The following is a 12,356-nucleotide window of genomic DNA, read 5'->3' as shown; positions in this document are numbered from 1 at the left end:
GCGGATGAGAGAGAGGGCCACAGGCGTGATCTGGCCATGGCGGAGGAGGTCAAGGCAGCCCTGCACGCCCGCCGCCTGGTCATGGCGTGGCAGCCTGTTGTGAATGCGGCAAAAGGCGATGTGGAGTTCTATGAATGCCTGCTGCGGCTGGTGCGCGGCGACGGGACCATTGTGCCGGCTGCCGCGTTTATCCCCGTGGTTGAAAGGCTGGGTCTGGCGCGGCTGATTGACCGCCATGTGCTGGAAACGGTTGTCCAGGAGCTTCTGGATCATTCTTCCATTATCCTCGCCATGAACATATCGGGCTATACGGCCCTGGACCGTGGGTGGCTGAAAGCCCTGACCGCGCTGGTGCAGAAGAATCCGTCCATTGCCCCGCGCCTGATCATCGAGATCACGGAAACAGCCGCCGTGACCGACGTGGCCGCCATGGCAGACTTTGTCCGGGCGGTGCGCAGGATGGGCATCCGGGTTGCCATTGATGATTTCGGGGCCGGCTATACGACGTTCCAGCATCTGCGCAACCTGCCGGCAGATTTCATCAAGATCGACGGGTCCTATATCCGTGACCTGGCCACCAATGCCGAAAACAGGCTGTTTGTCCGGAACCTGACGGATCTTGGCACGAACCTCGGCATGGCCACGGTGGCGGAATGCGTGGAATCCGCGGATGATGCCAGGATCCTGAAACAGGCCGGGGTCCAGCTGCTGCAGGGATACTACTTCGGGAAACCTGGCACCGACAGGCCCTGGCTGTCGGATTCCACCGGTTCCGGCTGAGATTTTTCTGAACCTTTTCCCTGTTTCTGCCGTTTATCAACAGTCACTACCTGAGAGGAGAGTACAATGATCCGCACAGCAGTTCTGGCTCTGGCCCTTGTTCTGTCCCTGGCCGCCTGCAACACCATGGAAGGCTTTGGCCGCGACGTGGAAAAAACCGGCGAGGAAATCCAGAAATCCACTGACTGAGGCAGAGGCAGGGCTCCAGCCCTGTCTTTTTCTTCCGCTTGCCGCAACTAAAACCGCCGGGCAGGATCGGATTTTCTGATCCTGTCATGATTTTGCGGGCGGTGATGCTGTGAGTCTGAACAATCCTGATAATTCTGTTATTGCAGGTCTGCGTACAGAAGCCGGATCGCCTTTCCAGGTGTTTGGCCAGAGCCTGCTTTATATCATCAGGGATATCCAGAAGGCGGGGATGTCTCCTATGGGGTTCATGGATTTTTTTATATCTGTTGCTTCAGGCATAACAACAAGGACTGGGCTCATACGGATCATGAAGGGCATGACCCCGGAAGGTCTAACGCTTGAAGAGGCCTCGAACGTAATCGCTGCGGAAGAACGCAAAGCCGGGGCATCAGCAAACCGTGACTACGATTTTTTACGCGGTGTCCGTGTGTATATTGCGGATCTTTCAGGAGAAAAGCAGCCCCTGTGGCCAGAGGAAGCCTTCCGGCATGCGATTCTGCGGACAGGAAAAATTCCTGGGTCTCCTGGATTCATGAATGACCTGCAGAACGTGTTTGAAAAAGCCATGGCAATATCAAGAGCAGGTCACCAGAGTGCCATGGAAACACTGGTTTCAGGAAATTTTCTTCCATCATGGAATCTTTTCGGATTCCTGAAAGATACTCTTGATATGATTTTCATGATCCGGAAATGGATGGGTAGTTATCCGAAACAGGGAATTCTGGATTCCCTGCTGGGTCGAAGTCCTGCAGCACCTGCCAGTACCTGGGGGACAGAGGATCCGTTCCCGCCGAAGGTTCGGCAGCTTATGAAAGACCTGGAAAATTCGTGGGATGAGGGCGCAGCGGCAATTCCCGGACATCTTTCCGGATTTCCAGGTTTTGGACGTGCCTTCGGGAAGGTACTGCAGGTAATGGATATCAGGTCCCATGAAGTTCCCTCTCTGTGTATCCTGATCAGCTGGTTGTGTATCAGGGAAGATGCCATCGGGCTTATCAGGGATATGATCAGTCAGACGAAGCCGTCGGTAATCCCGGGAAAATTTCGCGATGATCTGGTGAATCATCTGAGAAAGCAGGGTCGGCCAGAGAGGGTTGGAAATCATATTCTTGTTTCAGCAGACGGAGGGCTGTCCCGGCTGAATCACAATTCTCTGGACGGGTTTCTTGTGTTCAGGGAAGGCACATGGATGTTCAGGCCAGCCCAGTACCAGATTTTCCAGAAATCTTTTTCAGGAGAACGCCTTCCATCCCCGGATTTTTTCTGGGCTATCAGAGAGTCTTTCCGGATGTTCCGGATGTGCTCCCGATGGGCCAGAAACCAGTCCGACTGGGACATGGCAGAGCCCTTTACTTCCGAAGAACACTCTGCCCTTGATGATCTGCAGCGTGCCTGGGAAACGGCTTTCGCCTCTCTGCCATCGCATGTTTCCAAAAGTCTGGCCAGTTCCGGATCGACCCCCTCCACCCCCGATAAATCCACCCCCCGTCCTGAAGTGGTTCGCCGCGAAGAACGTCGCGCCCTGAAGGCTGCACGTGATGCAGCACTTGCGGACCTGCGACAGTGGCATGCTTTCCTGAAAAAACACTCAAGACAGGGACTCCAGACCCTCTCCGGTCCCACAGCCCCCGCCACGCCCGCTCCCGTTGTCCACGCAGCTCCAGCCCCCGGCCCGATAACTGGTGTGACGCTGAAGAATGCCGGGTTCCGGGACCTTGACACCGGAACAGCCACCGCGCGCATCACTGCCCTGACCGCCGCGCTGTACAGCATTCTGGGTGTGGATGAGGCCGGCTGGACCGGCCAGGAGGCGCTGCGCCAACAGCTGGAATCCCTGCGCGATGTGTGGGAGCAGAGGGAGCTGGCAAAGGCAGAAAAGGACCGGAAGAAATGGCCGGACCTGATGTTTCTGGCGGAGCCTGGTCTGGCTGGAGGCGTGCCTGTTACGGAAAGGCAGAAGCAGGAGCGGAGCAGTGCTGTGTTCCTGGCGGCCCCGAATGATGAGCTGGCGGGGCTGGAGGCTCCTGATCTGGCGGTGTGGTGTCTGGAGCGTCTGTGGAGAGCGGGTGAGGATGGCCTGCGCGTCGAGCCTTCTGCTACTGGCCTGAAGAAGGCGCGGGAGCGTATTGCTGCTGCCGGGGATGGTGGTCCAGGGCGCCTGCGGGCTGTGCTGGAGGTGCTGGTGGAGCACAGGGCGCTTGTCGAGCTGCACTGGGCGGATCCGGTTCCTGCGCCGGCGCAGAAAGCAGCTGTGCCCTGAGCGTCAGCCCTCGCGCAGGTACCGCGCGGCTTCCGGTGCGAAATAGGTCAGGATCAGGTCGGCACCAGCCCGTTTAAAGGCCAGCAGGGATTCCATGATGATATCCTTCTCGCTGATGGCACCGGCCTGCGCGGCAAAGCGGATCATGGCGTATTCGCCGCTGACCTGATAGACCGCCAGCGGAAGGTCCGTCCTGTCGCGCAGCCGGGCCAGAACGTCCAGATAGACCATGCCGGGCTTGACCATCAGGATATCTGCGCCTTCCGCCTCGTCCAGCAGGGATTCCCGGATGGCCTCGCGCCCGTTGGCAGGGTCCATCTGGTAGGTTCTGCGGTTGCCCTTGCCCAGGCTGCACCCGGCGGCTTCGCGGAACGGGCCATAGAAAGCCGAGGCAAATTTGGTGGAATAGGACATGACAGGCAGGTGGGAGAATCCTTCCTGGTCCAGGACCCGGCGCAGGACGGCTACAGTGCCATCCATCATGCCCGAAGGGGCGATCATGTCTGCCCCCGCCTCTGCTGCCACCAGGGCCTGCCTGCAAAGATTCTCCAGGGTGAGGTCATTGTCCACGTGTCCTTCCGGCGTCAGGACGCCGCAGTGACCGTGGTCCGTATACTCGCAGAAGCAGCAGTCCACGATCACGGTTATGTCAGGACAAGCGCCCTTCACGCTTCTGACCATACGGTCCAGGATACCGCCCTTTCTGAAAGAATCGCTGCCTGTGACGTCCTTTTTCCGCGAGACGCCGAACAGCATGACAGCCCGGATGCCGGCAGCCTGTGCATTCTTTACAGCTGTTAGCAAACTGGTTTCTGTCTCGCGGAAAATCCCGGGCATGGAAGCAACAGGCGTGCGCTCCGCCAGACCTTCTTCCATGAACAGGGGGTAAATCAGGTCATCGGCGGTCAGACGCGTTTCCCGCACCAGGGCCCGCAGGGGATCCGTCTGCCGGAGGCGGCGCATGCGGCGGACGGGAAAAAGGCCAGAGGAAGCAGGATTCATGGGGCAGATCCATGGTTCATTACAAAAGGAAAATGGTGCCCTGGGCTTTTGGTCATGTCTATCTGCCTTTCGATATAGGACCTGTCCGGCACGTCTCTCAATTACCCCCTTCGCAGGGAGGGCGGATGCCTCTACAATCCGCGGCCATTCCTGATTCCGGACGGAGACATGTGGGAAATTCTTGTTATTCTGGTGCTGGTCGCCCTGAACGGCTTTTTTGCCCTGTCTGAAATGGCTTTGGTGTCGTCCCGGCGTCCCCGGCTGCGGCAGCTGGCAGGGAAAAAGGTCAGGGGCGCAAAAACCGCTGTCCAGCTGAGCCAGAATCCCTCCACCTTCCTGTCCACCGTCCAGGTGGGCATTACCCTCACAGGCATCATGGCCGGCGCCTACGGGGGGGCGAGTGTTGCTGAAAAACTGGCACCGCACCTGGAGCAGGTTTCCTGGATTGCGCCCTATGCCTACACCGCAGCCCTGGGCATTGTGGTTCTGGCCCTCACCCTGGTGTCCCTGATCTTGGGGGAACTGGTTCCCAAGCGCATCGCCCTTCTGAATCCTGAAGCTATCGCTTCCGCCGTATCGCCCCTGATGCTGGCCCTTTCCCGACTGTCCGCCCCTGTTGTATGGATTCTGGGCAAGCTGTCGGATGCCGTGCTGCGCCTGCTGCGTCTTTATGGCCGGACTGCGCCTGCTGTCACGGAAGACGAGGTGAAGGCCATGATCGAGGAAGGCACCCAGCTGGGCGTCTTTGCCCAGGCCGAACGGGAGATGATTGAGGGTGTCCTGCGCCTTGCGGACCGGACCGTCCGCTCCATCATGACGCCCCGCCCGGACATTGTGTGGGTGGATATCAACGAGCCCCGCAAGGACATCTTCGAGGATCTGGTGTCCACGGACCATTCCCGCTTTCTGGTCAGCCAGGATGACATCGACAATGTGCTGGGCGTGGTCCATGCCAAGGACCTTCTGGTCCAGAAATTGCGGGGAGAAACGCTGGATATCCGCGCGGCGCTGGAAAAACCCCTGATCGTCCACGAAGGCACCCCGATCCTGAAGCTGCTGGAACTGTTCCGGGACTCACACCAGGAAATGGCTGTTGTTGTGGACGAGTACGGTGGTCTGGAAGGCCTCGTCACTGTCACTGATATTCTGGAAACCATCGCCGGCAGCATGCCCGAGCCGGGAGAGGCGGAAAAACCCGCTGTTGTCCGGCGCAATGACGGTTCGTGGCTGGTGGAGGGATCAGCCTCCGTCGAGGAGATCGAGGGTGTCCTGGGCATTGCAGGCATGCAGGAAGGGGAACAGGATTTCCACACCATGGCCGGCTTTGTCATGGCACAGCTGGGCCATGTGCCGGAAACGGGCGAGACTTTTTCCTGGTTTGGCCTGACCTTCGAGATTGTGGACATGGACGGCCGCCGCATCGACAAGGTGCTTGTCTCCCGCCCGGCTGGCGGATCGCAACCGGAAGTTCAGAAATCCTGAGGACGGTAACCCTCCGTTAACCTTTCCCCGGCCAAAATCTGTCCTGAAGACCTTTCGGAAGACCGGGACGAACCATGGCTGAAAACAGATACGAACAGACCGTGCAGTCGCTGAGGGTGCTGGTCAGAAGTGGCAGTGCCACTTATGCCCAGCTGTTCATCCTGTTCTTCAGGAACAAATGGAATCCGGATATTGCTCCTGTGGGCGAAGTCCGTTTTGGAACGCTGGAGAAACAGGTTGCCCCGCCCCCGGGCGGCAGCTGGTTCTCACAGCCCCTGGTGATCTCGGACAGAGCACCACAGGGGATCGAAAGGTCTGTTTCGGAGTGCATAAAAGGCTTCGTTACCGCTGCTGACGACAAATCCATGTATCTTGTCGATGATATTCTCCATCCGGAAAATACAAGGGCTCTTGTCACAATTTCCCATGAATTCATTCACATTATCCAGCACCGGCTCCTTCTGACGTTCCAGGGCAAAGCAGCGGAATTTCTGGGGCGGCAAAAAGCAGCTTTTTACAGAAAATTCCTCCCGAAAAGCGAGGGAGAGAATCCGGTGGTCGAGTACATATTCCATCCCCGGGAAACCATGTCACAGCTTCTGTCAATGATCATCCAGGGGGCAACAGAATGGAGCGATATTCCGCGCAACCGGACAGAACTTCTGGGTGCCCTTGTGGCCATGGGCGTGTCCAAAGTCTTTCTGGGTATCTCAGCAGACGAGGCGGAAGAATGCATAAAGGCCAGTGAGACTTTCGCAGTCAGCGAGGGATGCCGGAAAATTCTGGAATGTGAAGCCTCCGGAATCAATAAAACGATTGATGATATTTTTCTTCTCGACCCGTCTTCGGGTCCTGAAAATACAGGGCTCTTTGTCATGATGGTTCTGCCCTCCCTGGTCAAGGCAGTTTACGATATCATCGGAACAGGGTTCGACCTGCCGGACTATGATCCGGGCCTTCTGCAGGAAGTCCGTATTGGCAAGCTGTTCCGGAAAGTACCCGGAACCCCGGCAGAGCTGTCTGCCAGACTGACACAGTTCTTCCAGGCTGTCAGGATGGCGCCTCCCGATGACAGGGGGCCAGTCCTTGAAAAATTCGGGAACTGGCTGGTTGTCCAGACAGCCCCTGCCCTGGAGGGATCAGGCCATCTGGGCTTCCTGGACGATATCCAGGCCACCAGCTTTCAGGAAAATCGCTATGCGGGAATTATCCGCGGGGTTCTGGATATTTGCCGCAAGGCTGATGATTTCACTCCCGCCCTTGTCAGGTTCTGTGAAAGGATGGTCCGGGACATTGATGCGCTTCCCCCGGACCAGGTCCGGATTGCACGGGACAACTTCCTGCTCATGCTTTCGGCAAGCGGGATGATGGATGTTGCTGTCCCGGTGACTGTCGGCACTGCAATGCTACAAAAACCCCTGGCGGCCTGCTTTCCTGAATCCTGGTCTGAACCCTTGAGATCCTGGGAACCAGAGCAGTATGAGGCGGCAAATGAATTCCGTATCCTTGTGCGCAGCGCCTTGGACCAGAACAGTTCCGAAGCGGCAGAAACCGTTGCGGCGCCACACCGTGCTCCCTTGCCGGGATAGACAACATCATGCCTGAAAGCAGATATGGGGAAGTTGTACGGGCTCTGGAAACACTGGTTACAGGTGGCGTCACCACATACTCCCGGCTGTTTGAGCTGCTGTTTCCTGAACGGGATGAGACTGTGGCTCCGGCCGGAGAGATCCGCTTTGGCACACTGGATGAAGAATTTGAGCCCGCGTCCGATGGCCGGGGATGGATGTCGCAGGCCCTGATGAGCAATGCGCCACCGGAAAAGCCTGCGAAATTTCCCGAATATTCCATGATCAGCCAATACGGGAGAGTGCATCCGGGATGGAGTGACAGGGGGATGCACCTCAGCCCCCTTCTCCTAGCTTCGGAAAAGGGGCATGCCCATCCGGAGCTGCTGCTGACTGTCTGTCATGAATTCATCCATAACATCCAGAACCGGGCGTTTCTGTCCTTTGAGGGAGACCTTGCCGCTTTTCTGGAGCAGATCGGGCCTGCTGTTGCCGCCCTGTGGGAAGAAAGAACGGGTCAGCCCATGGGAGAAGGCGCCATGAGACCCCGGGAAATCCAGACCCGGGTCGTGGAGATCCTGATCCAGGGCGCCATGGAGTGGGAGCGCTTTCCCCGCACCAGGATCGAGCTGTGGGCAGCCCTGTCAAACCTGGGGTGCCACTTTGTGAAGGAATTTGTTTCTGAAAGTGAAAAGGCGGAAATGGAGGCTGCAAAAAAGCAGTTTCCGGTCAGCCCCGAGTGCGCATGGAGCCTGCATGCGACCACATCGTCCCTTGACATACTGGGGTCCTGCATCAGTGAATCCAGCAAACAGAACGGGCAGTACTTCTGCAGGGTCGTCATTCCGTCCCTGGTCAAGGCCCTGTGCGATATCCTGGGCATGAAATTCAGCCTGCCTGACTATGATCCGTCCACAGCCGCGCAGGCCCGTACCGGAAGATTTTTCTGGAACGTCACCATGATGCCAGAGACTGCAGCTGAAATGTCCGCCACCCTGGGACAGTTTTTCCGGGCGATTGATGCCGGTGGATACTATCTTCATGCCGTAACAGCCCTGGACACATGGCTGGGTCAGCAGAGACTGACGGGCCGGCATGAGCTTTTGTCCGGCCCGGCAAGCCTGGACTTCATGAAAGAAATCCGGGGTCACTGGCTGGCTGATCCGCTTTATGCGAAAACAGTCGGGACTGTTCTGGATTTTTCCTGGAGATCTGACAGATACAGATCTGCCCTTTTTGAGCTGTGCGACAGGGCAGCCAGTGACATCCAGATCCTTTCCGCAGGAGCCGCCCGCCAAGCCATAAATGGATTGCTGGACCTGCTGGCGGAGAAGAGGATCCACGCTGCCATGCCTGTCTCCGCAGGGCAGGTGACGCTGGAAAAACCCCTGCTCGCCTGTTTCCTGGAAACAGATCCCGGGATCCTGAAGGATTTCAGCCCTACAGAGTATGCCCGCGCCAAGGCCTGGAAATGGTGTGACAGGCTGTATACAGGCCAGGTTCCTGAATCCTCTTTTGCCATCAGCGATCCGGGTCTTTCTCCCATGGCCCGGCTGGCGGCGGCTGTATATATCGTCAACGTGGCCGGGGAGAAACCTCTCCCGACAGAAGAAGGGCAGAAGGCCATGGCCCGGATGCTGGCCGATATTGCGTCAGGATCCCGTGCTCTTGTCCGGGATCTGGAAACAGGGCCGGACAACGGGAGAAATATCACCCCGTTCCTGTCCGTGCACAGCGCCGGCCGGCTCGCCGACAGGGCAGAAGAAGCCGCGCAAACGCTGGAACCGGCGGCCCGGGACGAATTTCGCAAGGGACACCCCGGCCTCACAGACCAAGTTGCACAGTGGGTAAAACAAATTGTGGGGAAATTCAAACCGTAGGGTCCGGACCACCTTAACCTTTAATAAGCTTTTTCTGTGCTATCAGGAGATGAGAGGCACCTGTTCATGGTGTTACAGAGGTTGGCATGTCGGCGCGTGTCCTTGTTGTTGATGATATCCTGCTGAACGTCAAGCTGCTGTCTGCCAAGCTGGCCGCGGAGTATTTCGAGGTCATCCCGGCTTCCGGCGGGCAGGAAGCGCTGGACAAAATTGAAAAGGAAAAGCCGGACATTGTCCTGCTGGACGTCATGATGCCCGGCATGGATGGTTTTGAGGTCTGCCGCCGGATCCGGGCCAATCCCTTCACCGCCCATATTCCCGTCATCATGGTCACGGCCCTGTCGGATATTGCTGACCGGGTAAAAGGTCTGGAGGCAGGAGCAGACGACTTCCTGACCAAGCCTGTCCGCGACAGCGCCCTGTTCGCCCGGATCCGTTCGCTCGTGCGTCTGAAAATGATGATGGATGAATGGCGCATGCGGGAAAGCACGTCCGAACACTTCGGCCTGGCCGAAGGGGGCGGAACGTATCAGGATGACAATCCCCGGGAGGCCCGCGTCATGCTGATCTGCGACCGGCCTGTGGATGCGGGAAAAATGCAGGAAATCCTGCAGACAGACCAGCACAGGGTTCTGGTCTACAACCATACCTGTGACGCCGGCGACAGTTTCCAGTACGAGAACTATGACCTGGTCATCTGCGACCTGGCCGGAAGCGGGGACGAGAGCCTGCGGTTCTGCTCGGCCGTGCGCTCGGATGACAGGACCCGGCATACCCCCATCCTTCTGGTGGTGAACGAGGATGAGACGGACCGCATCACCCGCGCCCTGGAGATCGGGATCAACGACTATCTGATCCGCCCCGTGGACCGGAACGAGCTTCTGGCCCGGGTACGGACCCAGGTCCGCCGCCGCCGTTACCAGGACCGGCTGCGTCTGAACTATGAACGCAGCCTGTCACTGGCCCTGATCGATCCCCTGACGGAAACCTTTAACCGGCGGTATGTGAACGTCCATCTGCCCCGCCTGATGGAACAGGCCCGGGAAAAGCAGAAACCCTTGACGGTCATGATGATCGACGTGGACCATTTCAAGAAGGTCAACGACAGCCTGGGCCATCCTGTGGGTGACCGCGTCCTCCAGGAGCTGGGACGCCGGATCAACAGCAACCTGCGCAGCTTTGACCTGGCCGCCCGGATCGGGGGCGAGGAATTCCTTGTGGTCATGCTGGATACGGGACTGGAAGACGCCACAGCCGTGGCCGAGCGCCTGCGCCGGCTTGTGGCGGAAACACCTTTCCGGATCCAGGGGGCGGGGAGCGAGGTTGCTGTGACCATCAGCATCGGCGTGACCGGAAAGGAACAGGATGATACTGCTGAATCCATTATAAAAAGGGCTGACGACGCCATGTATGCCGCCAAGAATGCCGGCAGGAACAGGGTGCAGGTGGCAGGACCCTAGACAGCCGGGGGGGCGGACGTTTCCTGACGGTTTTTCATCAGGGACCGGATGTCCTGCAGGCGAAAGGCCCCCAGAACCTGGGCCGCACCAAAATAGGTGCATGCCCCGCCACCGACCAGACCGCCCAGGGCCAGAATCCTGACCCACAGGGTTCCTCCAAACCAGGGTGCAAGAACCTGTGACAGAAGCCACAGGACCAGGCCTGCCAGCAAGCCGGCAGCAATGATACGCGGACCCCGGTGGCGCAGGCGGCTGTCCAGGACCAGATATTCCTTTTTATGCAGTTCCCGGGCCAGAAGCCCTGCCTGGAGCCATCCGCTGCAGGCCGTGGCCAAGGCCAGACCCGTATGCTGCAGGGGCCAGACCAGGGTGGCGGCAAGCAGGGTGTTAAACACTGCGGAGATGACTGCCATCCTGACAGGAGAGGATGTATCCTCACGGGCAAAAAAGCCGGTGGCGAAGATCTTGACCAGAACCCAGGCCGGAATGCCGGCTGCATAGGCCGCCAGGGCCATGGCTGTGGCCGCGCTGTCGGCAGGGCCAAAACCGCCGCGCTGGAACAGGGCCGTCACCAGGGGATGAGCCGCCACACACAGGGCCACAGCCGCAGGAAAGGTCAGAAGCAGCGCAAACTCCATGGCCCGGTTGAGGGATTCCCCGACCTCCCGGATCTGGCCGGCCTTGACCTGGCGGCTGAGCATGGGCAGCAGGGTGGTGCCGATGGCCACGCCGATGACCCCCAGCGGCAGCTGGTTCAGGCGGTCTGCGTAATAGAGCCAGGAAATGGCTCCCGCCGGCAGGAACGAGGCGAACAGGATATCCACCACCACATTGACCTGCAGCGCTCCCGCCCCCAGGGCGCCGGGTCCCATCAGCGCCAGCAGGCGTTTGACCCGCTCTGTCATCTGTGGCCTGACCAGACGCAGGGAGACCTTTTCCTGGCGCAGGGCCCGTACCATCCACAAAAGCTGCAGGATGCCGGAAATGGTGACTGCCCAGGCCATGGCAGGGGCAGCGCTGACATGGTGCGGCAGGGCCCAGGCGAGAACCAGGGACAGGATCAGGCAGGCGTTGAACAGGATCGGCCCCTCGGCAAACGGGCCAAAACGTCCCAGGGCGTTCAGCATGCCTCCCGTCAGGGCCACAAGGGAAATCAGGGCCAGATAGGGAAAGGTAATACGGCTCAGGTCCACCGCCATCTGCAGGCGCACCGGGTCATCCCCGAAGCCCGGGGCGATGACCGGAATAATCCACGGCATGGCCAGTTCGGCCAGCAGGGTGAGAGGCACGAGAACCAGCAGGAGGGCCGCCATGGCCTGCTCTGCAAAGCGCAGACCCTCGTTTTGCCCCTCGGCCTGGACGATGCCCGCGAACATGGGCACGAACGAGACATGAAAGGCGCCTTCGGCAAACAGGCGGCGAAAAAGATTGGGCAGTTTCAGGGCCACTACAAAGGCGTCATTGACGGGCCCGGCTCCCAGAACAGCCGCCGCCAAGATATCACGGATGAAACCCGCAATCCGGCTGAACATGGTCAGACCACCAACGGTGGCTATGGCACGGGCAAGATTCACGGGAACAATCCGGTCTGTTCAGACCAGATGAGGTGTACTCCCTGTTGTCCCCCGGGCGCAACCCCTCAGGGCACAGCTGCTTTCTGCGCCGGCGCAGGAACCGGATCCGCCCAGTGCAGCTCGACAAGCGCCCTGTGCTCCACCAGCACCTCCAGCACAGC

Annotated in this window: 9 protein-coding genes; 7 read left to right on the top strand and 2 right to left on the bottom strand. The window is 59.0% G+C overall.

All coding sequences use genetic code 11. The features are described 5' to 3' along the window. The 3 genes from M3O22_05855 to M3O22_05845 form a co-directional block, all read left to right on the top strand. A partial coding sequence (locus tag M3O22_05855; GenBank protein ID MDP9196275.1) for an EAL domain-containing protein occupies positions 1 to 780 on the top strand: 780 nt, incomplete at its 5' end. A 66-nt stretch (positions 781 to 846) separates the two neighbouring features. Continuing rightward, positions 847 to 969 carry an entericidin A/B family lipoprotein gene (locus tag M3O22_05850; protein MDP9196274.1) on the top strand — a complete coding sequence of 41 codons (123 nt, stop codon included), beginning with the start codon at positions 847 to 849 and terminating at the stop codon, positions 967 to 969. Between the two features lie 1,297 nt (positions 970 to 2,266). Next, positions 2,267 to 3,229, top strand: a complete 963-nt coding sequence (locus M3O22_05845) for a hypothetical protein (GenBank protein MDP9196273.1) — start codon at positions 2,267 to 2,269, stop codon at positions 3,227 to 3,229. Between the two features lie 3 nt (positions 3,230 to 3,232). Here the strand turns inward: M3O22_05845 and hemB are convergent, their stop codons facing one another. Further along, positions 3,233 to 4,231 (bottom strand): porphobilinogen synthase, encoded by a 999-nt coding sequence (gene hemB, locus M3O22_05840; protein ID MDP9196272.1) that lies wholly within the window; start codon positions 4,229 to 4,231, stop codon positions 3,233 to 3,235. A gap of 168 nt (positions 4,232 to 4,399) precedes the next feature. Here hemB and M3O22_05835 point away from each other — a divergent pair, with 168 nt between their 5' ends. The 4 genes from M3O22_05835 (at position 4,400) to M3O22_05820 (ending at position 10,621) form a co-directional block, all read left to right on the top strand. Further along, complete coding sequence (locus M3O22_05835) at positions 4,400 to 5,713, top strand: hemolysin family protein (GenBank protein ID MDP9196271.1); 1,314 nt, start codon at positions 4,400 to 4,402, stop codon at positions 5,711 to 5,713. A gap of 74 nt (positions 5,714 to 5,787) precedes the next feature. Continuing rightward, positions 5,788 to 7,302: a hypothetical protein gene (locus tag M3O22_05830; GenBank protein MDP9196270.1), complete on the top strand. Its 1,515-nt coding sequence runs from the start codon at positions 5,788 to 5,790 to the stop codon at positions 7,300 to 7,302. Positions 7,303 to 7,310: 8 nt separating this feature from the next. Continuing rightward, a complete protein-coding gene (locus M3O22_05825) occupies positions 7,311 to 9,161 on the top strand; it encodes a hypothetical protein (GenBank protein ID MDP9196269.1) in 1,851 nt (616 codons plus the stop codon). Between the two features lie 86 nt (positions 9,162 to 9,247). Then, positions 9,248 to 10,621, top strand: a complete 1,374-nt coding sequence (locus M3O22_05820; protein ID MDP9196268.1) for a PleD family two-component system response regulator — start codon at positions 9,248 to 9,250, stop codon at positions 10,619 to 10,621. Here M3O22_05820 and murJ read toward each other — a convergent pair. After that, positions 10,618 to 12,195 carry a murein biosynthesis integral membrane protein MurJ gene (murJ, locus tag M3O22_05815; GenBank protein ID MDP9196267.1) on the bottom strand — a complete coding sequence of 526 codons (1,578 nt, stop codon included), beginning with the start codon at positions 12,193 to 12,195 and terminating at the stop codon, positions 10,618 to 10,620. The genes M3O22_05820 and murJ overlap by 4 nt on opposite strands. Between the last annotated feature and the right edge of the window lie 161 nt (positions 12,196 to 12,356).

This window comes from Pseudomonadota bacterium, from assembly GCA_030775045.1.
GTDB lineage: Bacteria > Pseudomonadota > Alphaproteobacteria > JALYJY01 > JALYJY01 > JALYJY01.
This window is presented reverse-complemented; position numbering and strand designations above follow the sequence as displayed.

Excerpts from the sequence above, each read along its gene's own strand:
- hemB (MDP9196272.1), bottom strand. The coding sequence starts at position 4,231 with ATGAATCCTGCTTCCTCTGGCCTTTTTCCCGTCCGCCGCATGCGCCGC.
- M3O22_05835 (MDP9196271.1), top strand. The coding sequence starts at position 4,400 with ATGTGGGAAATTCTTGTTATTCTGGTGCTGGTCGCCCTGAACGGCTTT.
- M3O22_05820 (MDP9196268.1), top strand. The coding sequence starts at position 9,248 with ATGTCGGCGCGTGTCCTTGTTGTTGATGATATCCTGCTGAACGTCAAG.
- M3O22_05830 (MDP9196270.1), top strand. The coding sequence starts at position 5,788 with ATGGCTGAAAACAGATACGAACAGACCGTGCAGTCGCTGAGGGTGCTG.
- M3O22_05825 (MDP9196269.1), top strand. The coding sequence starts at position 7,311 with ATGCCTGAAAGCAGATATGGGGAAGTTGTACGGGCTCTGGAAACACTG.
- M3O22_05845 (MDP9196273.1), top strand. The coding sequence starts at position 2,267 with ATGTGCTCCCGATGGGCCAGAAACCAGTCCGACTGGGACATGGCAGAG.
- M3O22_05850 (MDP9196274.1), top strand. The coding sequence starts at position 847 with ATGATCCGCACAGCAGTTCTGGCTCTGGCCCTTGTTCTGTCCCTGGCC.